Origin of the sequence: Streptomyces sp. NBC_01549, assembly GCF_026339955.1 — a bacterium.
GTDB lineage: Bacteria > Actinomycetota > Actinomycetes > Streptomycetales > Streptomycetaceae > Streptomyces.
Map to the genome: position 1 here is coordinate 2,292,177 of NZ_JAPEPW010000001.1, position 20,476 is coordinate 2,312,652.

The following is a 20,476-nucleotide window of genomic DNA, read 5'->3' on the forward strand; positions in this document are numbered from 1 at the left end:
GCCCTAGCCTTCTTCGGGAAGCTCCCCGACCCGGTTCTCCCACTTCGTGGAGAGCACGATCGTCGTACGGGTGCGGGAGACGCCCTTCGTCCCCGAGAGCCGTCGGATGGTCTTCTCCAACCCGTCGACATCACTCGCCCGCACCTTGAGCATGAACGAGTCGTCGCCCGCGATGAACCAGCAGTCCTCGATCTCGCTGAGGTCCCTCAGCCGGTGGGCCACGTCCTCGTGGTCGGCCGCGTCGGAGAGCGAGATGCCGATCAGGGCGATGACGCCGAGACCGAGCGAGGCGGAGTCGACGGTGGCGCGGTAGCCGGTGATGACCCCGGCCGCCTCCAGCCGGTTGATGCGGTCGGTGACGCTGGGTCCCGACAGACCGACGAGGCGCCCCAGTTCCGCGTAGGAGGCCCGACCGTTCTCTCTCAGGGCCTGGATGAGCTGCCTGTCCACCGCGTCCATGCGATCGCTAGCCTTCCGCTGAAGTGTGTGAGTCATGAGTGGTGCGATGTTGCTCAGTGGTACTCGGGTCGTGAGTGCTCGGGTCGTGAGTGCTCGGGTCGTGAGTGCTCAGGTCGCTCGGGAACCGCCGCCGAGTTCGCCCTCCCACCGGCGGTACAGCCCGTGTTTGACGCCCGCCGCGTCCAGCACCCGCCCCGCGACGAAGTCCACCAGGTCCTGGATGTGGGTGGCCCCCGCGTAGAACGCCGGCGAGGCGGGCAGCACGGTGGCGCCCGCGTCGTCCAGAGAGACCAGGTGGCGCAGCGTCTGCCCGTTCAGCGGAGTCTCGCGAACGGCGACGACGAGCCTGCGCCCCTCCTTGAGGGTCACGCTCGCGGCCCGCTGCAGCAGGTCCTTCGACAGCCCCAGGGCGACCCCGGCCACGCAAGCCGTCGAGGCGGGCACGATCAGCATGCCCTTCGCGGGGTACGAGCCCGAGGAGGGGCCCGCCGCCAGGTCACCGGCGCTCCAGTGCCGTACGTCGTCGATGCGTACGTCAAAGGTGCCGGGCTTGCCGTCCGCGCCACGCGCCAGCCATTCCCGCAGGTCGTCCTGCCAGTGGGCGTCCCGGAAGGACAGGCCGGTCTCGTCGAGCAGCGTGAGCCGGGAGGCGCGCGAGACCACCAGGTCGACGCTCTCCCCCGCCGCCAGGAGCGCCCGCAGCACGGAGGCGGCGTACGGCGTACCGGAGGCGCCCGACACCCCCACGATCCAAGGCCGGCGCTGCGTCTGTCCTGGCTTCATGATGTCGAGGGTATCCGGCGGCTGTCGGGATTCAGACCGTGAGCCCGCGGACCAGCAGATCGAGCAGGGCACACACGAACAGGGCGATGCCGATGAATCCGTTGACTTGGAAGAACGCGCGGTTCAGACGGGACAGGTCGTGGGGCTTCACGATGGAGTGCTCGTAGAGGAACGCGCCCGCGACGATCAGCAGGCCGAGCCAGAAGAACGCGCCCGCGTCGGTGGCCACGGCGTACCAGGCGAACAGCGCGGTGGTGACGGCGTGGCAGCCGCGCGCACCCCAGATCGCCGCCGGGATGCCGAAGCGCGCCGGCACCGACATGACCCCGATCTCACGGTCCGTCTCCACGTCCTGGCAGGCGTAGATCAGGTCGAAGCCGCCGATCCAGACCCCGACCGCGAGCCCCAGGATGACGGCGTCCCACGACCACTCGCCGGAGATCGCCAGCCAGCCGCCGATCGGGCCCATCGCCTGGGCCAGACCCAGGATGGCCTGCGGGAAGTTCGTGAACCGTTTGCCGTAGGGGTACACCACCATCGGGATCACGGCGATGGGGGCCAGGGCCAGGCACAGGGGGTTCAGGAGAGCCGCGGCGCCCAGGAAGAAGACGAGCGCGACCAGCGCGCCCGTCCACGCGTGCTTCACGCTCATCGCGCCGGTGACCAGCTCGCGGTGGGCCGTGCGCGGGTTGCGGGCGTCGATCTCGCGGTCGATGATCCGGTTCGCGGCCATCGCGAACGTGCGCAGGCCGACCATCGCGATCGTGACGAGCAGCAGCCGGCCCCAGTGGACGTTCTTGTCCCACTCGAACATCCCGGTCAGCGCGGCGATGTAGGCGAACGGCAGCGCGAAGACGGAGTGCTCGATCATGACGAGCCGGAGGAAGGCCTTGGTGCGCCCCGGTTGCGGGAGCGCGGCGGATGCGCTGGTCACCGGCCGCCCGCCCGTCCGCTGTCGACCCGTCCGGTGTCGACCCGTCCGGTGTCGACCCGTCCGGTGTCGATCCGTCCGGTGTCGACCCGTCCGCTGTTGATGGACCTCACAGGCCGTACTCCTTCCAACGGCGGTCGACCGTCGCCGCCGTCTCCGGGTCGGAGAGGACCATTTCCGGCCATCCCCCGTCCCGGGTGTAGCCCTCCTCGGGCCACTTCCTCGTCGCGTCGATGCCCGCCTTGCCGCCCCAGAACTGCTGGTAGGAGGCGTGGTCGAGGTGATCCACGGGACCTTCGACGACGGTGAGGTCGCGGGCGTAGTCGGTGTTGCCGAGGGCCCGCCACGCGACCTCGTGCAGATCGTGGACGTCACAGTCCGAGTCCACGACCACGATGAGCTTCGTGAGGGACATCATGTGTGCCCCCCAGACGGCATGCATCACCTTCTGGGCGTGCTTGGGGTACTTCTTGTCGATCGCGACGATCGCACAGTTGTGGAAGCCGCCGGCCTCGGGGAGGTGGTAGTCCACGATGTCCGGCACGATGATCTTCAGCAGGGGGAGGAAGAAGCGCTCGGTCGCGCGCCCCAGGGGGCCGTCCTCCGTCGGGGGCCGCCCCACGACGATCGACTGGAGCAGCGGCCGCTTGCGCATGGTGACGCAGTCGATGGTCAGCGCCGGGAAGGGCTCCTGCGGCGTGTAGAACCCCGTGTGGTCGCCGAAGGGCCCCTCCGGCAGCATCTCGCCCGGCTCCAGCCACCCTTCGAGCACGACCTCCGCGTTCGCGGGGACCTGGAGCGGGACGGTCTTGCAGTCCACCATCTCGATCCGCTTGCCCTGGATGAACCCGGCGAAGAGGTACTCGTCGATGTCACCGGGCAGGGGGGCGGTGGAGGCGTATGTCACGGCGGGCGGGCACCCGAAGGCGATCGCGACCGGCAGCCGCTCTCCCCTCCTCGCCGCCACCTGGTAGTGGTTGCGGCTGTCCTTGTGGATCTGCCAGTGCATGCCGATGGTGCGCTTGTCGTGGCGCTGGAGGCGGTAGAGCCCGAGGTTGCGGATGCCGCTCTCCGGGTCCTTGGTGTGGGTGAGCCCGAGGTTGAAGAAGGAGCCGCCGTCCTGGGGCCAGGTGAAGAGCGCGGGGAGCGCGTCCAGGTCGACGTCCTCGCCGTGCAGCACGACCTCCTGCACGGGTGCGTTGTCGGACTTCACCTTCTTCGGCGGTACGTGGGTCATCGCGCCGAGCTTCCCGAAGGCCTCGCGTACGCCGACGAAGCCGTGCGGGAGTTCGGGCCTGAGCAGGCCACCGATCTTCTCGCTGATCTCGCCGTACGACTTCAGCCCGAGGGCCTTCAGCAGCCGTCGGTCGGTCCCGAACACGTTCATGGCGAGGGGCATGGCGGAGCCGCGCACGTTCTCGAAGAGCAGCGCCGGTCCGCCCGCCTTCTGCACCCGGTCGACGATCTCCCCGACCTCCAGATACGGGTCCACCTCGGCCTTGATGCGCTTGAGGTCGCCCTCGCGCTCGAGTGCCCTCAGCAGGGATCGAAGATCGTCGTAAGCCATGCGTCCAAGTATCGCTGAGGGGTGCTTGGCGCCTACGTGCGCCCCACCGCCGTGGGCCGAACCGCCTGGTCTCGCCCCCGCCACCCCTACCCGTCCCATCCTCCAGGGGCCCCGCCCCTTCGACCCCACTGGGGGCTGCCGCCCCCAGACCCCCGCACCGGCCTGAACGGCCTCGTCCTCAAACGCCGGACGGGCTGAAGATGCGGGGCGAAGCCCCGCTTTCAGGGGCGCGGGGAACTGCGCGACCAGCCCCCACCCACCCGCAGCCGACGAACCCACCCCCGTTGAAAGCACCCGCTAACCTGTGCGCGTCACCGGGGCCCGCACCGCCCCGCCGCCGCCTCACTGGGGGATCCTTCCGCCATGCTCAGGTATCTGCCGTTCCTCCTGGTCCTGGCCCTGTGGATCTACGCGTTCATCGACTGCCTGAACACACCGGAGGAAGAGGTCCGGAGCCTGCCCAAGGTGGTGTGGGTGATCATCATCCTGCTCTTCGGGGAAGTTCTCGTCGGCCCGATCGCCTGGCTCGTCGCGGGCAAGGTCGGCCGGGGCCCGACCCGAGGCGTCATGCCCTCCGAGTGGCACCGCGACCAGCGCCCGCAGTACGTCGCCCCCGACGACAACCCCGAGTTCCTGAACTCCCTCAAGGCGGAGTCCGCCCCCTCCAAGGACGTCAAGGACGAGGCGCTCCTGAAGGACTGGGAGGCCGACCTGCGCCGCCGCGAGGAGGAGCTGCGCCGGCGCGAGGCCGGCGAGGGCTCCGAGAGCTGAGGAAGCCGCCCCGCCGCCCGTACAAGGTGTACGCCGACGAGCCTCCCGAAACGGACAGTGCGCCTCTGTCCGGGGGTGGCGGGGCCCCGGACACTTACGGTGCATGACGACCGCTCCCGCCGGCACCACCGCCCCGATCACGCCCGAGTACGGCGACAGAGTCATCGCCGTCGAGACGGCTGGCTCGGAACCGATCCCCGACGTCGAACGCCACGGCAGCCCGCTCCAGTTGCTGTGGACCTGGGCCTCCCCGAACATCGAGTTCGCGACCGTGTACATCGGCGTGATCTCGGTCCTCTTCTTCGGGCTGAACTTCTGGCAGGCGGCCGCGGCGCTGCTGCTGGGCACGGCGCTGGGCGCGCTGACGCAAGGCGTCCTGTCCCTCGACGGACCCCGGTTCGGCGTCCCGCAGATGGTGATCGGCCGCCTCTCCTTCGGCTACCGGGGCAATCTGCTGCCGGCCGGAGTGAACGCCCTGGTGGCGGGCGTGGGCTGGTTCGCCGTGAACAGCGTGAGCGCCGCGTTCGCGCTGAACACGCTGACAGGCCTGCGCCCCCTGCCGTCCCTGCTGCTGGTGGTGGCGGTCGAGATCGTGATCGGCTTCATCGGCCACAACTTCGTGCACGCCTTCGAGAGGTACGCGTTCCCGGCGCTGGCGGTGGTGTTCCTGGTGGCGGGCGTGTGGACGTTCGACCACGCGGACCTGGGCACCTCGGGCGGGGGCGGCGGCATCGGCGGCTTCCTGCTGGCGTTCAGCACGGCGTGGGGGTACGCGGCGGGCTGGAACCCGTACGCCACGGACTACTCGCGCTACCTCCCCCGTACGGCGAACAGGTTCAGGACCGCCCTCTACCCGGCCGTCGGACTCTTCCTCTCCGTCGCGGTCGTCTCCCTCATCGGTGCGGCGTCGGCGACGATCGCGGCCCCCGACAGCGCGACCCCGACGGCCGCCTTCACCGGCCATCTCCCGTCCTGGCTGGGCGACTTGGTGCTGCTCTCCATCATCCTGGGCGGTGTCTCGGCGAACGCGCTGAACGTCTACTCCTCCGCCATGTCCATCACCTCGCTCGGCCTGCGACTGCCGGCCTGGCTGGGGCGCGGCGCGCTGGTGGTGCTCTCGGGCGTGGCGGGTACGGCGGCGGCGTGGGCGTCGCTGTCCGACGCCGGGCATGCGTACGAGGCGTTCCTGCTGGTCATCGCGTACTGGATCGGGCCGTGGCTGGGAGTGGTGCTGGTGGAGCGGTGGCTTCAGGCGCGCACCTCGGACGACGACCTGACCCAGCGCCTGGGCGACCGCGCCTTCACCAACTGGCCGGGCATCGCGGCCCTGCTGATCGGCGTGGCGGTCTCGGTCCCGCTCTTCTCCAACCAGGAGAAGTACGTGGGCTGGGTGCCGAAACACTGGGCGTCCTTCGGCGACATCACCTGTCTGGTGGGCTTCGCGCTGAGCGCGGCGCTGTACGCGCTGCTGCGGCGGACGCCCCGTACGCGCTGAAGGGAGCACTGTCAGTCCCCCCGGCTAGCCTCCCTCGACATGACCTCTCACCCGATGACCTCCCGCCCGGACGCCACCAGGGCGTCGTACGACACCGTCGCCGTCGCCTACAACGAGCTCCTCAAGGCCGAGTTGGAGAACAAGCCCTTCGACCGGGCCATGCTCGCCGCCTTCGCGGAACAGGTGCGGGCCGGCGGGGGCGGGCAGGTCGCGGACCTCGGGTGCGGGCCGGGGCGGGTGACGATTCACCTGGAGGGTCTCGGGCTGGACGCGTACGGGATCGATCTGTCGCCGCAGATGGTCGCCGAGGCCCGGCGCAGTCATCCGCACCTCCGCTTCGAGGTGGGCTCGATGACCGACCTCGACATCGAGGACGCCTCACTCGCCGGGGCCCTCGCCTGGTACTCCACCGTGCACACACCGTTGACGGAACTGCCCCTGTTCTTCACGGAGTTCCACCGGACTCTGGCACCGGGCGGCCATCTGCTGATCGCCTTCAAGGTGGGCGACGAACGCGTACACCTCGATCACGCTTACGGCCATGACCTGGACCTCGACGTCTACCGCTTCCCGCCCGAGCGCGTCGCCGAACTCCTGCGTGAGGCAGGGCTGGTGGAGGTCGCCCGCCTCGTCCGCGAGGCCGACGCCCACGAGAAGACACCGCAGGCGTTCATCGTGGCCCGGAAGCCGGAACCGCCGGTGTGACGGCGGCGTTCCCCTTCGAGGGACGGGATGAGGAGACGAGGAGACGAATGAGAACACGGTTCAAGCTGACCCGCGACGGGGACGCGTTCGTCGCCCGCCTCGCCCCGTCCCAGACGGCGGCGATGCGCGAGGCGCTGATCTACCTGCGTCACCGGGACGACAGTGACCTGACCCTGACGCTGCAGCTCGGTATCGGCCGCGAGACGGTCGACGCGCTCATCGAGCGCCTCTCCGGCGGGCACACGGAGTCACGCGACATCCGCTTCCGCGCGGAGGAACTGCACGCGATGCACAGCGCGCTGACCACCGCCGCGACCATGTTCGTCTCGTGCGAGGGCGCATTCCTGCAGGAGCCTTTCCACATCCGGCTGGGCTTCTACCGGGAGAACTTCGACGCCCTGGCGTACGGCATCGTCGAGGCGGCGTCCGAGGTGTGACGTTCGCTCGGCAGCCCCGCCGATACCTTCGTCGGCCGTCCCCGGACCATCGGCGGACTGCGTGGCGGACGGCACCCGCACCCGCTGCCGGTCGGGTCAGGCCACCGTCCGCAACCCGCCCCCCGCGGCCGCCGGCACCCCGCGCACGATCCGCTGCGCGCACAGCGCCGCCAGCAGTTCGCCCAGCAGGTCGGGGTCGTCGATCTCCAGGCCCAGGAGGGATTCGATGCGTTCGAGGCGCTGGTAGAGGGACTGGCGGCCGATGTGGAGCAGGGCCGCCGTGCGGGTGGGTGAGCAGCCGTGGCGGAGGTGGATCTCCAGGGTGCGGAGGAGGTCGCTGGGGTGGGCGGCCTCCCAGGCCAGCAGGGGCCCCAGGGTGTGCTGGACCAGGCGGGCGAGGCGGTCGCGGTTGGCGTCCACGCCGCCTCGGGTCAGCTCGCGTTCCAGGGTGAGGGCGCGGGAGGAGGTGACGACGGGGCCGCCGGTCGGACCGGGTTCGGCGGACGGCACGGTGAGCGCCAGTTCCAGGGTCGTCCGGGCCGCCCGCAGTGTCTCGCTCCAGCGCAGCCAGCCGCCGCCCGCGAGGACCGCGTGCCCGACCGCCACCGTCACCCCGGCCTCGGCGACCGTCCGGAAGGCCTCCTGCACGGCCCGTACGACATCGCGCCGCACCGCTGCTCGTAGGGCGTCGTCCGGCATCGCCACCAGCGCCAGTACGTCCCCCGGGAACGCCGCCCGCAGCACCGCGACCCCGCCCAGGGAGCGCGCCGCCCGGTCGACCACGCCCAGCTCGCGGGCCCCGTGCGCCGACACCCCGACCAGCCGCGCGCCCGGTCCTGGATGGAACCCGGCGAGCGCCGCGCGTGCCTCCACCTCGGGCTGGTTGAGGGCCTGCCCGTCGGCGAGATCGGCGAGCAGGGCGGCGGTGTGGTCGCCGCCCCAGGGCCGTACGGACGCCGCCCGGCCCGACAGACCGCGCGCCACGATCGCCCGGTTCGCGGCCTCGGTGATGCGGACGAAGGGCACCACCCGGTGCAGGGCGAGCAGCGGCAGCCCGAGCCGCCGGGCCTCGTCGGCGACCTCCTCCGGCATCCGTACCAGCGACCGTCCGACCTCCACCGCGAGCCCCGCCGCACCGCGCGCGGCCAGCTCGCGGACGTAGCGCCGCCGGGTGTCCTCGTCCGCGTCGGTCAGCCCGAAGCCGTTGGTGAGGAGCAGTTCGCCGCCGTCGAGGAAGTTCGCCCCCTCGTACACCTCGCTCGAATGCACCCAGCGGACGGGGCGGTCCAGGGCGCCTTCGCCGGCGAGGAGTTCGGGTTCGCTGCCGCGGACAGGGTCGAGGGCCAGGATCTCGCGGAGGGTGAGTGCGGGCACGAAAACCTCCATCAGGCGCTGACAGTCCGTCCGGGTGCGGGTTGCCGGGAGAGTACTTTCCGCACGTTGCCCTCGTGTTTCGGCCACGGGAGAGTGGAGTCATGGAGCGCATTGATCAGGCACAGGCACGGGCGTGGCTGTCGACGGCCGTCGCGGAGGCCCGCGCCGGGCTGGCGGAGGGCGGTATCCCCATCGGCGCCGCGCTGTACGGCGCGGACGGCACGCTTCTCGGCCGCGGTCACAACCGGCGGGTCCAGGACGGCGACCCGTCCATGCACGCGGAGACCTCGGCGTTCCGCGCCGCGGGACGACAGCGTTCGTACCGCGGTACGACCATGGTGACGACTCTTTCGCCGTGCTGGTACTGCTCCGGTCTGGTGCGCCAGTTCGGCATCTCGCGGGTCGTGGTGGGCGAGGCGGAGACCTTCCACGGCGGCCACGACTGGCTGGCCGAGCACGGCGTGGAGATCGTGCTCCTGGACGACCCCGAGTGCACCGCGCTGATGCGCGACTTCATCAAGGACAACCCGGCTCTGTGGAACGAGGACATTGGTGAGTAGCCCCCCGAGCAGCCCCCGTACCCCCGGTACCCCGCGCATCCCGACCATCGACCTGCGGCTCTGGCTGGACGGCGACTCCGACGCCCGTACCCGCGTCGCCCGCACCGTCGACGAGGCCCTCCAGACCGCCGGTTTCCTCCTCGTCACCGGGCACGGCGTCGACCCGGCCCTGCGCACCCGCATCCGCGAGGCCGCCCGCGCCTTCTTCACCCTCCCCGCGGAGCTCAAGCAGCCGTACGCCGTCCGGGTCGGCGGGCGCGGCTGGCTCGGGCCGGGTGCCGAGGCCAACGGTTATTCGGAGGGTACTCAGACGCCCCCCGACCTCAAGGAGTCGCTGACCTTCGCGACGCACGAGCCCTTCGAGGACCCGGTGACGAACGCGGAGTGGTACGCGCCGAACGTCTGGCCCGCCGAGGCCCCGGGGCTGCGGAAACTCTGCGAGGAGTACCTGGCGGGGATGGGCGGACTGGAGAACCATCTGCTGGCCCTCCTGGGGGAGGCCCTGGGACTGGAGCCGGACTTCTTCACCCGGCACATGGACCACCCCACGTACGGCTTCAACATCAACTGGTACCCGGGGACGGAGGTCGTCGGCGAGCCCGAGCCGGGCCAGTTCCGTATCGGCCCGCACACCGACTTCGGCACCGTCACCGTCCTCGACCGCCAGGCGGGCAGGGGCGGGCTGCAGGTCTACACGGACGAGGGCGGCTGGGAGGACGCCCCCTTCGACCCGGCGGCGTTCACCATCAACATCGGTGATCTGATGGCCCGTTGGACGGGTGACCGGTGGCGCTCGGGGCGGCACCGGGTGCTGCCCCCGCCCGCCGACGTACCGGCCGAGGAGCTGATGTCGCTGGTGTACTTCGGCGAGTGCACGCCGGGGACCGTGGTGGAGTCGGTGCCCGCGCCGGTGGGGCGCGTCGCGTATCCGCCGGTCGACTCCCATGTCTATCTGCGCGAAAAGCTGGATTCGATCACTGTGGGGTAAGCGGGTGAAAGGGTGCGGAAAATTTTCGTAACCAAACGGACATCCCGTGCCCTAGTGCAAACCAACTCCCCCTTTTTACACTTGTGTTGATAGACCTCACAGCAGCACAGAGCAGGACCGGACCGCGCCAGGGGGAGATGCGGTGCACAGAGGGCTGCACGGACGCGGAGCGTTGTTCGACACGGATCCGCCCGGTCTTGCGCTACGGCTCGTCGGCCTGCGCCCGTACCAGCTGCGCTCAAGCCCATACGAACACCCGAAGGAACTGCCCTTCGTGGTGTTCGCGGGCGGGCGGGGGCTCGGCAAGAGTGCCGTACTGCGGGAGCTGCGCGACGCGTATCGCGGGCACACGCCGGTCGCCCTGATCGACGGCGAGGAGCGGCAGTTCGCCGGGCCGCCGGCCGAGCGGCCCGCGGAGTCCTGGTCGCCGGTCGGACAGGCGCTCACCACGGTCGCCGAGCAGCTGGCCGAGCCGGTGACCGGCGCCGGGCGGATCGGTTTTCCGCGCCTGACCTCCGGGCTGCTCGCGGTCGCGGCGGGCGGCTGGAGCGACCGTGACGTGCCGCGCATCCGGCAGGAGGCGGAACGGATCCTGCTGCTGAACGAGACCGGCTCATGGCTCTCGGGGTTCGCGGGCCGCTGGGTGAGCAAGGTCGTCTCCAAGCTCATCGCCTCGCTCAGCGGTACGGGTCCCGTGATCGCGCCGATCATCGAAGCCACCCTTGAGGCGTTCGCCGAGGGGATCGGCCCCGCTCCCCGCCGGCTGCGCAGGGCCGCCACCTGGTACCGCGACTATCCGAACGCGGGCGGCAACCCCAAACTCGGTCTGATCCTGCTCTCCTCGCACTTCCGAGCGGGCGGCGACTCCCGCACCCACGCCGAGCGCTATCTCGTACGGGCCCTGCTGGCCGACCTCGACGACGCGTACGCGGGGGTCATGCAGCGCTCGCACCGGCTGGGCCGGCCGGTCGTACTGATCGACAACGTGCAGGAACGGGCGGGCCTCGGCCTGATGGAACCGGTGCTGCGCGACCGCGCCGACGGCATCGCCGACCACGTCGCCTTCTTCGCCGCCCTGCGCGGTTACACCCATGGAGCGCTGCGCAACGCGGGCCGCCGCACCCTCCCCGAGGTCGCCCGGCACTCCGGCTGGGAGCCGGGCACCTCGCCGTCCTCACGGGCGCTGCTCGTCGCGCTGCCGCCGCTGACCCCGGACGACACCCTGCACCTCGTGGGCGGCGTCTCGCAGGGCCTCGCCATCCCCCCTCAACTCCCGCACGCCACCCACCGGCTGTCCGGCGGCAGCCCGCTCGGCGTCACCCTCCTCGCGGAGTCCGCCCGCCAGAACCTGCCCCAAGGGGCCAAGTCGCTCGGCGAGTTGCTCACCTCAGACGTCGCCGTTCACGAGGACCACGACGGCCGGCCCACCTATCAGGAGCTGCTCGGCCGACTCGTACCCGGTGGCCGGCTCGACGAGCTGACCGTGCTCGCCGCGGCCCACGACCGCGACTCGGCCTGCGTGCTCGCGGAGGTCCAGCTCTCCGACGACTTCGGTGCGTCGGGGGTCCTCGCGCTGGAGGAACGGCTCGCGGAGGAGGGCTGGGCGCCCGCCGCCGGGCAGTTCGTGGGCGATCCGTTCCTGCGGGCGCTGCTCCTGCTGCGGCTGCACCACGACGACCCCGACCACGCACGCTGGCGGTCCGTGCACCGCACCCTCATCGACCACTACGGCGACGGGGACCAGCGGGACAGCGCCCGCTATCGGCTGCACCACGAACTCGCCCTAGGGAAGGCCGACTTCGCGGTGGCGCACCTGCGCGACACCTTCCCGCGCACCGATACGGAGTCCTGGCTGTCCTCTCTCGTCTTCATCGCGTCCGCGCCCTACTACCACGCACACGACCCGGACGGCCGCGACTTCGGCGGCCACGGCGGTCACGACGACCGGGCGGCCGTCGCGCTCGGCCGCACCGACGCCGCCCAGCAGCCACCGGACAGCGTGGACGCCGTACTGCATCTGCGGGTACGACGGCTGCTGCACGCGGTCTGGCAGCTGACCGATCCGCTGGTGCTGCCGGATCCGAAGGTGTCCGACCGGCTCCGTTTCGAGCTGGAGCAGCTGTCGAACCTGCGGCCCGCGGGCAACCCGCTGCTGTGGCGGGCCTCGCGGGAGTGGCCGTCGGACGCCCTCGCCGGCCGCCCCCTGCGCATCCCTGGTGACGACGACGAGAACGGGAACGGGGACCTGTGATGGCGCGCTTGTGGACCTGGCTGCGCGAGGACGTCTGGGAGATTCGTTTCCGCAGATATGTCGCGCTGACCCTCGCGGCGGTGCTCGCGGGCCTCGGCGTCTGGGGCGGTATGACGGCCACCAAGGAGAACCGCTCCTGCGCACCCGGTGTCGTCCAGCCGAAGGGCAGCGACGAGTGCGTGGGCGTCTCGTGGACGACGTACGCCTTCGGACGTCCGCAGTTCGCCGACACCGTACGGGCCATCCACCGCGAGAACGCCCGTCTCGCCCCCGGCAGTTATGTCACCGTCGCGCTCCTCGAACCCTTCACCGCCACCGACGCCGACAACCTGGCCGATGTGCTGCACGAGCTCCAGGGCGCCTATCTGGCCCAGTACCAGGCCAACCACGACACCACCGGCCTGAAGCCGAAGATCCGCCTGGTGCTGGCCAACCCCGGCTCCACCGGCACGTACTGGCAGCACACGGTCGACCAGCTGGCGGGCATGACGCAAGGCCCCGACCGGCTGCGCGCGGTGACCGGGGTCGGTCTGAGCACCGACAACAACAAGAAGGCCGTCAAGGAGCTGACCAGCCGGGGCATCCCGGTGATAGGGAGTTCGATCACCGCCGACGACCTGGCCAACGGGCAGAACGGCAAGGACCCGTTCCCCGGCCTCGCCCGGGTCTCCCCCACCAACACCGACGAGGCACGCGCCCTCGCCTCCTTCGCCAAGGTCTCGGCCGCCAACGCCTTCCTGGTCTACGACCGCACCGGCGACCCGTACACGCGCACGCTCCAGGCGTCCTTCGAGAAGATGCTCAAGGGCTCGCGCTACGAGGCCCAGCCGTTCACGCCGCCCTCCGACCGCAGCAAGGAGGGCAGCACCTCCAACGTCTTCATGCAGATCACCAACATCCTCTGCAACACGCCGACCACCACGAACACCATCCTCTTCGCCGGGCGCCACACCCAACTGCGGCAGTTCATCAACATGCTGGGCCAGCGCGGCTGCCACGACCGCCGGTTCACCGTGCTCACCGGCGACGAAGGCTCCTACCTCGCCGGGGACAAGGACCTCGACCCGGCCGCCCTCAAGGACCCGCTGCTGACCGTCCGGTACACGTCCCTGGCCCACCCGGACGCCTGGCTCCAGGACAGCGCGAAGACGGGCGGCAGCGCGGCCGACGCGAAGGTGTTGCGGTCACTTCTGGGGAGTGCCGGGAAGGAGCCGGTCGGGCCCGTCGGGCCGATCGCCCTCGACGACGGCCAGCTGATCATCGCGTACGACGCCACGCGGCTCGCCGTGCGCGGTATCCGCGGGGCCTCGCCGACCGGGAAGATCCCGGCCCTCGCGGACGTCGGCCTCCAGTGGCCGCAGGTCAAGGGCAAGCAGCAGCGGGTGAACGGGGCGAGCGGGTGGATCTGCCTGAACGTCCACGGCAATCCGTACGACAAGGCGGTGCCGATCGTGCAGCTGACGCCCGAGTCCCGGGCTCGCTTTGTGAAGATCGCATGGCCGGAGGGGAAGCCGCCCTCCGCGGAGTGTCTGCCGCCGGCTTGAGAGGGGGGCGCCGTTGGGGGGACGGTGGTTCGGTACGTGCGGACTGATGGTGGCTGAGCGCGCAGTTCCCCGCGCCCCTACGGGGCGCTCATCAGTCGCTCGAAGCGCTGGCGCCAGCCCGGGTCCTCGTCCCTTGGGGACTCGTGGGTGAAGCGGACCGTCGTGCCTGACGGACGGGTCGGTTCCAGGTGGAAGCGGATGCGGCCCCGCCCCTCAACCGTGTACTCGGCGATCCGCTCGACGTCCCACGCCGTGATACGACCGCTGCCCACCCCGCGCAGCGTGACCGCGCCGCCCAGTCGCGGCTCGAAGACCTCGGCCTCGGCCAGCCACGCCCGTAGGCCCTCGGACGTGGCCACCGCCTTCCAGACGTTCTCCACAGGCTGGGGAAAACGCAGCAGGTAGTGCAGGACGCGGGTGCCGTCCTCCCGGGTCTCGGTGGCGCCCTCTTCGATGCCTCGGGTCACTCCGGTCATGACACCAGCGTGGCCCGAGACAGCGGGATCCGCATCAGACCCCGGCGTACGAGTGCTTGCCGGAGACGAAGATGTTGACTCCGTAGTAGTTGAAGAGGAAGCAGGCGAAGGCGATCAGGGCGATGTAGGCGGCCTTGCGGCCCTTCCAGCCGGCCGTGGCACGGGCGTGGAGGTAGCAGGCGTAGGCGACCCAGGTGATGAACGCCCAGGTCTCCTTGGGGTCCCAGCCCCAGTAGCGGCCCCACGCGTCGCCCGCCCAGATGGCGCCCGCGATGATCGTGAAGGTCCACAGCGGGAAGACGGCGGCGTTCACGCGGTAGGAGAACTTGTCCAAGGAGGCCGAGGAGGGCAGCCGCTCCATGACGGAGGTGGCGAAACGGCCCGGCTGGCCGCCGGTGGCGAGCTTGTTCTCGTACGAGTCCTTGAAGAGGTACATCAGGGTGCCGACCGCGCCCACGTAGAAGACGGCGCCGCAGAGGATCGCGGTCGAGACGTGGATGTACAGCCAGTACGAGTGGAGCGCGGGCACCAGCTGGTCGCTCGCGGTGTACAAAACGGTGACCGCGAGGCCGAGGTCGAGGAGGACCGAGGCGACCAGGGGCAGGCCCAGCCAGCGGATGTTCTTCTTCAGCGCGAGCATCACCAGGTACACGGCGACGGCGACCGTGGAGAAGGTGATGCTGAACTCGTACATGTTGCCCCACGGTGCCCGCTGCACCGACAGGGCACGCGCGAGGACACCGGCCGTCTCGACGGCCCAGGCGAGCGCGGTGAGGGACACCGCGATCCGGCCGTAGAGGTCGCCCTGCTCGTCCCCGCCGTGCGCGCCAGGCCCGTCGGGCACGTCACGGGCGCCCGCCGCCGACCGGGTGACGACCTTCGGCCGCTCCAGGACGGCCGTACCGCCCGCCGACTTCACGGTGACCGCGGGGGTCTTCGCCTTCTCGGTGGCGGTGAGCGCGGCGGCCGTGCGGGCGACCTTGCTGCGGCTGCCGAAGATCCACTCGGCGATGTACGCGAAGAAGGCCAGGGTGTAGACGGCCATCGCGGAGTAGATCAGCGTGTTGCTGATGTTGGCGAGGTGTTCGTTGGTGGCCGTGGCCAGATCGGTCACGGCGCCCAGGTCGGTTGCGGTGGCGAGAGTCACCTCAGGCCCCCTTCAGTGGATTCCCGGGCATTTTCCGGCGGGACGATGCGACCCTCTGTTACCTTGCGATCGCGTGGCAGCGGTGTGTAGCGAGAACCAAGCGCATGCTGATGCCGTCGAAACACTGCAACTGCTTTCCCCGGGCTGGTTTCAACCCGGCTGGTGTTGATCGTGGAAGACCTGACGGGCTGTCGGCCTGCCAGGCAGCGTGAGCCAGGAATCTCCTTCGCTCCGCGAGGGGGAGGTCTCAATTCTCAGCCCCTTCGGCAGGCACGACCTGAGGGTCGTCAATCTTGGTGGGCGCCTGTTCGTGGACGAGGGCGGCCAGGTCCCCCAGTTCTTCGGGGAGCTTCGCGGACTCGCTGCGGCCGAGGCCCGCCATCTCGACGACGGTGACGCCGTCGGCCCCGGTGGTCGCCCGCACCCAGACACGGCGGCGCTGGATGAAGAGCGAACCGGCGAGACCGAAGATCGCGGTGAAGGCACCGACCAGCGCCCAGTCACTGCCGGGCTGCTGGGTGACCTGGAAGTTCGCCCATTCCTCGATGCCCTTGTCGAAGGTGATGGAGCCGGCGCCGTTCGGCAGCTTCATCGTCTCGCCGGGCAGCAGACGCGCCTTGACGATGTTGCCCTTGGCGTCCTTGAACTGCTTCATCTTCGAGGTGTCGAGCTGGTACACGTTCTGCGGGATGCCCGCGTCGACGCCCAGACTGCCGTGGAACCCGGACAGCGCGAGCACGGGGAAGTCGAGCGCGGGGAACTGGGAGAACATGTCGCCCTTGCCCGCACCCGCGAAGGTCGGCACGAAGAAGGCGGAGAAACCGAGCTGTTCGGTCGTCCCCTGCGCGTTCTTGTAGCCGTCCATGACCTTGATCGCGCCCTGCGAGGTGACGTTCGAGTCGAGCGGCAGCATCGGCACGGCGTCGTGGTAGACGACGTTGCCCTTGCCGTCCCGGACGGTGACGACGGGCGCGTAGCCGTGGGCGGTGAGGTAGACCTTCGAGTCGCCGATCTTCAGCGGCTCGTTGACCTTGACGGTGGTCTTCTTCTTCTTGCCGTACGCACCGACGCTGTACGTGATGTCCGCCTGATACGTGCGGGGGGTGCCCTTGTTGGGGCCGGTGCGCTCGTAGGTGCCGGTGAACTTCTTGAGGTTGAAGCTGAACGGCGTGAGGTCGTCGGTGCTGAAGAGGTTGCCGGACTTGAAGTCGTCGTACTGCGAGATCGTGTTGGAGAAGCCGTCGCCCTCGACGATCAGCTTGTTGCCCTCGGACTTGAAGAGCTGGCCCCAGGCGAAGGCCACCAGCATCACGATCAGCGCGATGTGGAAGAGCAGGTTGCCGGTCTCGCGGAGGTAGCCCTTCTCGGCGGCGACGGCGTCCTTCTCGATGTGCGCCCTGAAGCGTCGCCGCTTGAGGATCTCGAGGGCGGCCTCGCGGACCTGCTCGGGCTCGGCCGCGGTGCGCCAGGTCGCGTACGCGGGCAGCCGGTTCAGCCGCTTGGGGGCGCCCGGCGGACGGCCGCGCAGCTGCCCGACGAACTGCCAGGTGCGCGGGATGATGCAGCCGATGAGCGAGACGAACAGCAGGATGTAGATCGCGGAGAACCACACCGAGCTGTAGACGTGGAACAGGCCGAGCTTGTCGTAGACCGGCCCGAGGATGCTGTGCGCGTCCTTGAAGGCCGCCACCTTCTGGGCGTCGGTCCCGGACTGCGGGATCAGCGAGCCAGGGATCGCCCCGAGCGACAGCAGGAAGAGCAGGATCAGGGCGACCCGCATCGACGTCAGCTGCCGCCAGAACCAGCGGGCCCAGCCGACGACCTCACGGCCGGTCCAGGTCAGCCATCCCAGGGCGCCGGGGGCGCGGGACCCGCCGAAGGAGCCGGGCACGGCCGTGTCGACCGGCGCGGTGGAGAGCTGGGATCCGGCTTCGCCGAGTTCGCCGTCGGCGCTCACCCCGATGTGCCGCTTGGCGGCCGCCGGGTCCTTCGTCCTGCCCGTGCCGGTGTCGGTGTCGGTCGTGCTCATCGATCAGATCCCTACCGTGAAGCCGTTGGACCAGGTCTGCATCTGCTGCACGATGCTGTCCCAGGCACCGGTGAGCAGGAGCAGGCCGGTCGCGATCATCATGCCGCCGCCGATCCGCATCACCCACACGTAGTGCCGCTTGACCCAGGCGAAGGCACCGAGCGCCTTGCGGAAGGCGACGGCCGCGAGGACGAAGGGCACTCCCAGGCCGACGCAGTACGCGACGGTCAGTATGGCGCCGCGGCCCGCGCTCGCCTGGTTCATGGAAAGAAAATTGATGGAGGAGAGGGTCGGTCCCAGGCAGGGCGTCCAGCCGATGCCGAAGAGCGCGCCGAGTATCGGAGCACCCAGCAGGCCGGTCACCGGCCGCTTGTGGAAGCGGAACTCACGCTGCGTGAGCCAGGGCATCATCCCCATGAAGAACACGCCCATCGCGATCATCAGCACGCCGAGGATCTTGCTGATCGTGCCCTGGTACTCCTGGAGGGTCGACCCGAAGTAGCCGAACAGCGCCCCGCCGGAGACGAACACGGCGGTGAAACCCACCACGAACAGGCTGGCGCCCGCGACCATCCGCCCCCGTCTGGCCTCCGCCAGATCCGTGCCGGTGACACCGGTCACGTACGACAGATAGCCGGGGACGAGCGGCAGCACGCACGGTGAGAAGAAGGAGACGAGGCCGCCGAGGACGGCGATCGGCAGGGCGAGCACCAAGGCACCGCTGACGACGGTGTCGGACGACGCGGCGAGGTTCATGGACGCGGCGAGAAGGGACACGTCAGGTCACTTCTCCGCGAGTACGGGGTCGAGCATCTCGCGGAGCTTGTCCTCGCTGAGGGCCTGCAGCGTACGGGCCGCGATCTTCCCGTCCCGGTCGATGACGATCGTGGAGGGGATCGTCTGCAGGTTCAGCGTGCCCTTCTTGAAGCGGAGCAGCAGCTTGCTCGTCGGGTCGTAGAGGCTGGGGTAGGTGACGCCCTGCTGCTTCTCGAACGCCTGGGCCAGACTGATGTTGGCGTCACGGGTGTTGATGCCGACGAACTGCACGCCCTTCGCCGCGGTGTCCTTGGCGACCTTGACGAAGTTCGGCGCCTCGGCGCGGCACGGCGGGCACCAGGATCCCCACACGTTCACGACGACGATCTTGCCCTTGTAGTCCTTGACGTCGAGCTGCTTGCCGTCCACGGTCGGGCCGGAGAGGTCGGGGGCCTCGACCCGGGAGCCCTTGGCGACGGTCGAGATGCCGTCCTTGCCCGCCACGAAGTTGCTGCCGCCCGAGCCCCCGGACGTCCCGCCCGAACCGCACGCGGACAGGACAAGCGCGGCGACGGCGGCCCCGGTGGTGAGCAGGGCGGCGCGGCTACGGGTGCGGTTCGAGCGCTGTTGGGCGCGGCAGGCGGCACTCATGTGAAAAGTTTCGCATGCCCGTTTCGAGGATCTTCCGCACCCCCCTTGCGGGCGGAAAACACCATTTCAGGCGGCGCTCCCGGACCCCTTGGAAGTGCCCGTCCCAGAGCCCGTACCGGTGCCGGTGCCCGAACCCGTACCGGCCCCCGTACCGGCCCCCTTGCCGGTGTCGCCGAGGAACGCCTTCCAGCCACCCGCCGGTCGCTGTCCCACGTCCAGCGTCCGCAGCTTGGCGAGTATCTCGGGCTTCTGTACGTCCATCCAGTCCACGTACTGCCGGAAGGAGACGAGGCGGACGTCCTGGCCCTTCTCCTTCTCCCGGGCTATGTGCTTGAAGGCGTACTCGACGGCGTCCATGTAGATGCCGCCGTTCCAGTGCTCGAAGTGGTTGCCGATGAAGAAGGGCGCCCGGTTGCTCTCGTAGGCCCGCCGGAATCCGGCGACGTACGCCTCGCCCGACTGCTCACGCCACGCCGGGTAGTTGTGCGCGGGCGCCTTCGTCGAGTTGATCGACTGGTTGGCCAGCATGTTGTAGTCCATGGACAGCACCTCGAAGCTGCGCCCCGGGAAGGGGATCGCCTGGAGGGGGAGGTCCCACAGGCCGTGCCGCTTGTCCGGCCAGACCTGGCGGCCGCCGGGCGAGGAGGCGTCGTAGCGCCAGCCGAGCTCCTTGGCGGTGGGCAGCAGGTTGTCGCGGCCGAGCAGACAGGGGGTGCGCGCGCCGACGAGTTCCTTCTCGTAGTCGAAGGGCAGCGCGGGCAGATCGGTCCAGCCCGTGTTGGTCCGCCACTCCTTGACGAAGGACTTGGCCTGGTCGATCTCGCTGCGCCACTGCGCCGGCGTCCAGTTGGCGACGGTGCCGTGGCCGGAGCAGAAGTGGCCGTTGAAGTGCGTGCCTATCTCATGGCCGTCGAGCCAGGCCTGCCGGACGAGCCCGAGCGTCGACTTGACGTGGTCGTCGGCGAGATAGCCGATGTCGGAGGCGCCCCGGGGGTTGTTGGGCGGCAGGTACTTGCGCTTCTTCGACTCGGGCAGGAGGTACAGCCCGGAGAGGAAGAAGGTCATGTGCGCCTCGTGTTCACGGGCGAGCCGCAGGAAGCGGGAGAAGAGACCGGTCCCGACCTCGCCCGCGCCGTCCCAGGAGAAGACCACGAACTGCGGAGGGGTTTGACCCGGTTCCAGGGGGACCGGCTTCGCGGGCTGGTTGGGCTGCTTGCCCGTGAAGGAGGTGGAGCCGTCGCCTATCGGGCGGGCGGGGTGCGAGGAGGCGCTGGGCTTGCCGGACGGACCGGGCTTGCCCGACCGGGAACCGCCGCCCCCGCTCGGACCGTCGTGTTGTGCGGTGCCGCACGCCGCGAGTCCCATCGCCGCCGCGGCACCCGCCCCGAGGCCGATCATTCCCCGTCGGCTGATGTCCCGCATTCGGTCCCCATCTCATCGTGCCCTCTCAGCTGGCCCCCAGCTGACACACAATAAGAGGGCACGACAAGCGGATAAGTTCCTCAGAACGCGCAACATTGATCGTATTTTACGAAGAACAAATCGGGTAACG

At 69.9% G+C, this 20,476-nt stretch carries 19 protein-coding genes; 8 read left to right on the plus strand and 11 right to left on the minus strand.

Annotated elements, in window-relative coordinates; genetic code table 11:
• Positions 1-3: 3 nt before the first annotated feature.
• The 4 genes from OG819_RS10010 to OG819_RS10025 all read right to left on the minus strand — a co-directional run bounded on the left by OG819_RS10010 (position 4) and on the right by OG819_RS10025 (position 3,740).
• The gene (locus OG819_RS10010; RefSeq protein ID WP_266627400.1) at positions 4-459 is read right to left on the minus strand and encodes an Lrp/AsnC family transcriptional regulator; all 456 of its coding nucleotides are present in this window, start codon (positions 457-459) and stop codon (positions 4-6) included.
• 108 nt (positions 460-567) lie between these two features.
• Entirely contained in the window at positions 568-1,242 is a 675-nt protein-coding gene (locus OG819_RS10015; protein WP_266649003.1) for a UbiX family flavin prenyltransferase, read from the minus strand.
• Positions 1,243-1,273: 31 nt separating this feature from the next.
• Complete coding sequence (gene mqnP / locus OG819_RS10020) at positions 1,274-2,176, minus strand: menaquinone biosynthesis prenyltransferase MqnP (protein WP_266627398.1); 903 nt, start codon at positions 2,174-2,176, stop codon at positions 1,274-1,276.
• A 106-nt stretch (positions 2,177-2,282) separates the two neighbouring features.
• Positions 2,283-3,740, minus strand: a complete 1,458-nt coding sequence (locus tag OG819_RS10025) for a menaquinone biosynthesis decarboxylase (RefSeq protein WP_168494463.1) — start codon at positions 3,738-3,740, stop codon at positions 2,283-2,285.
• 363 nt (positions 3,741-4,103) lie between these two features.
• Between OG819_RS10025 and OG819_RS10030 the strand changes: the two genes are divergently transcribed.
• The 4 genes from OG819_RS10030 (at position 4,104) to OG819_RS10045 (ending at position 7,148) form a co-directional block, all read left to right on the plus strand.
• Positions 4,104-4,511: a PLD nuclease N-terminal domain-containing protein gene (locus OG819_RS10030; RefSeq protein WP_266627396.1), complete on the plus strand. Its 408-nt coding sequence runs from the start codon at positions 4,104-4,106 to the stop codon at positions 4,509-4,511.
• A gap of 103 nt (positions 4,512-4,614) precedes the next feature.
• Complete coding sequence (locus OG819_RS10035) at positions 4,615-6,006, plus strand: cytosine permease (RefSeq protein WP_266649005.1); 1,392 nt, start codon at positions 4,615-4,617, stop codon at positions 6,004-6,006.
• A 39-nt stretch (positions 6,007-6,045) separates the two neighbouring features.
• Positions 6,046-6,711 carry a class I SAM-dependent methyltransferase gene (locus OG819_RS10040; protein WP_266627392.1) on the plus strand — a complete coding sequence of 222 codons (666 nt, stop codon included), beginning with the start codon at positions 6,046-6,048 and terminating at the stop codon, positions 6,709-6,711.
• 47 nt (positions 6,712-6,758) lie between these two features.
• Positions 6,759-7,148, plus strand: a complete 390-nt coding sequence (locus tag OG819_RS10045; RefSeq protein WP_266649007.1) for a hypothetical protein — start codon at positions 6,759-6,761, stop codon at positions 7,146-7,148.
• Positions 7,149-7,244: 96 nt separating this feature from the next.
• On the opposite strand, the gene OG819_RS10050 is transcribed toward OG819_RS10045, so the two are convergent.
• Positions 7,245-8,522 (minus strand): PucR family transcriptional regulator, encoded by a 1,278-nt coding sequence (locus OG819_RS10050; protein WP_266627388.1) that lies wholly within the window; start codon positions 8,520-8,522, stop codon positions 7,245-7,247.
• Between the two features lie 101 nt (positions 8,523-8,623).
• Between OG819_RS10050 and OG819_RS10055 the strand changes: the two genes are divergently transcribed.
• The 4 genes from OG819_RS10055 to OG819_RS10070 all read left to right on the plus strand — a co-directional run bounded on the left by OG819_RS10055 (position 8,624) and on the right by OG819_RS10070 (position 13,865).
• Positions 8,624-9,082: a nucleoside deaminase gene (locus OG819_RS10055; RefSeq protein ID WP_266627386.1), complete on the plus strand. Its 459-nt coding sequence runs from the start codon at positions 8,624-8,626 to the stop codon at positions 9,080-9,082.
• Positions 9,075-10,070 (plus strand): isopenicillin N synthase family oxygenase, encoded by a 996-nt coding sequence (locus OG819_RS10060; RefSeq protein WP_266627384.1) that lies wholly within the window; start codon positions 9,075-9,077, stop codon positions 10,068-10,070. Before OG819_RS10055 ends, OG819_RS10060 begins: the two co-directional genes overlap by 8 nt.
• Positions 10,071-10,212: 142 nt before the next feature.
• A complete protein-coding gene (locus OG819_RS10065; RefSeq protein ID WP_266627382.1) occupies positions 10,213-12,321 on the plus strand; it encodes a hypothetical protein in 2,109 nt (702 codons plus the stop codon).
• Complete coding sequence (locus tag OG819_RS10070) at positions 12,321-13,865, plus strand: hypothetical protein (protein ID WP_266649009.1); 1,545 nt, start codon at positions 12,321-12,323, stop codon at positions 13,863-13,865. Before OG819_RS10065 ends, OG819_RS10070 begins: the two co-directional genes overlap by 1 nt.
• Before the next feature lie 77 nt (positions 13,866-13,942).
• On the opposite strand, the gene OG819_RS10075 is transcribed toward OG819_RS10070, so the two are convergent.
• The 6 genes from OG819_RS10075 to OG819_RS10100 form a co-directional block, all read right to left on the minus strand.
• Complete coding sequence (locus tag OG819_RS10075; protein WP_266627378.1) at positions 13,943-14,341, minus strand: SRPBCC domain-containing protein; 399 nt, start codon at positions 14,339-14,341, stop codon at positions 13,943-13,945.
• Between the two features lie 34 nt (positions 14,342-14,375).
• Positions 14,376-15,488: a c-type cytochrome biogenesis protein CcsB gene (gene ccsB / locus OG819_RS10080; RefSeq protein WP_266627376.1), complete on the minus strand. Its 1,113-nt coding sequence runs from the start codon at positions 15,486-15,488 to the stop codon at positions 14,376-14,378.
• A 247-nt stretch (positions 15,489-15,735) separates the two neighbouring features.
• Entirely contained in the window at positions 15,736-17,517 is a 1,782-nt protein-coding gene (locus OG819_RS10085; protein WP_266649011.1) for a cytochrome c biogenesis protein ResB, read from the minus strand.
• Between the two features lie 3 nt (positions 17,518-17,520).
• The gene (locus OG819_RS10090; protein ID WP_266652644.1) at positions 17,521-18,273 is read right to left on the minus strand and encodes a cytochrome c biogenesis protein CcdA; all 753 of its coding nucleotides are present in this window, start codon (positions 18,271-18,273) and stop codon (positions 17,521-17,523) included.
• A 27-nt stretch (positions 18,274-18,300) separates the two neighbouring features.
• Positions 18,301-18,924 (minus strand): TlpA disulfide reductase family protein, encoded by a 624-nt coding sequence (locus OG819_RS10095; RefSeq protein WP_266584674.1) that lies wholly within the window; start codon positions 18,922-18,924, stop codon positions 18,301-18,303.
• A 66-nt stretch (positions 18,925-18,990) separates the two neighbouring features.
• Entirely contained in the window at positions 18,991-20,346 is a 1,356-nt protein-coding gene (locus OG819_RS10100) for a hypothetical protein (protein WP_266627371.1), read from the minus strand.
• Positions 20,347-20,476: the final 130 nt, after the last annotated feature.

Excerpts from the sequence above, each read along its gene's own strand:
- OG819_RS10010 (WP_266627400.1), bottom strand. The coding sequence starts at position 459 with ATGGACGCGGTGGACAGGCAGCTCATCCAGGCCCTGAGAGAGAACGGT.
- OG819_RS10015 (WP_266649003.1), bottom strand. The coding sequence starts at position 1,242 with ATGAAGCCAGGACAGACGCAGCGCCGGCCTTGGATCGTGGGGGTGTCG.
- OG819_RS10025 (WP_168494463.1), bottom strand. The coding sequence starts at position 3,740 with ATGGCTTACGACGATCTTCGATCCCTGCTGAGGGCACTCGAGCGCGAG.
- OG819_RS10030 (WP_266627396.1), top strand. The coding sequence starts at position 4,104 with ATGCTCAGGTATCTGCCGTTCCTCCTGGTCCTGGCCCTGTGGATCTAC.
- OG819_RS10035 (WP_266649005.1), top strand. The coding sequence starts at position 4,615 with ATGACGACCGCTCCCGCCGGCACCACCGCCCCGATCACGCCCGAGTAC.
- OG819_RS10040 (WP_266627392.1), top strand. The coding sequence starts at position 6,046 with ATGACCTCTCACCCGATGACCTCCCGCCCGGACGCCACCAGGGCGTCG.
- OG819_RS10045 (WP_266649007.1), top strand. The coding sequence starts at position 6,759 with ATGAGAACACGGTTCAAGCTGACCCGCGACGGGGACGCGTTCGTCGCC.
- OG819_RS10055 (WP_266627386.1), top strand. The coding sequence starts at position 8,624 with ATGGAGCGCATTGATCAGGCACAGGCACGGGCGTGGCTGTCGACGGCC.
- OG819_RS10070 (WP_266649009.1), top strand. The coding sequence starts at position 12,321 with ATGGCGCGCTTGTGGACCTGGCTGCGCGAGGACGTCTGGGAGATTCGT.
- OG819_RS10075 (WP_266627378.1), bottom strand. The coding sequence starts at position 14,341 with ATGACCGGAGTGACCCGAGGCATCGAAGAGGGCGCCACCGAGACCCGG.
- OG819_RS10085 (WP_266649011.1), bottom strand. The coding sequence starts at position 17,517 with ATGAGCACGACCGACACCGACACCGGCACGGGCAGGACGAAGGACCCG.
- OG819_RS10090 (WP_266652644.1), bottom strand. The coding sequence starts at position 18,273 with ATGAACCTCGCCGCGTCGTCCGACACCGTCGTCAGCGGTGCCTTGGTG.
- OG819_RS10095 (WP_266584674.1), bottom strand. The coding sequence starts at position 18,924 with ATGAGTGCCGCCTGCCGCGCCCAACAGCGCTCGAACCGCACCCGTAGC.
- OG819_RS10100 (WP_266627371.1), bottom strand. The coding sequence starts at position 20,346 with ATGCGGGACATCAGCCGACGGGGAATGATCGGCCTCGGGGCGGGTGCC.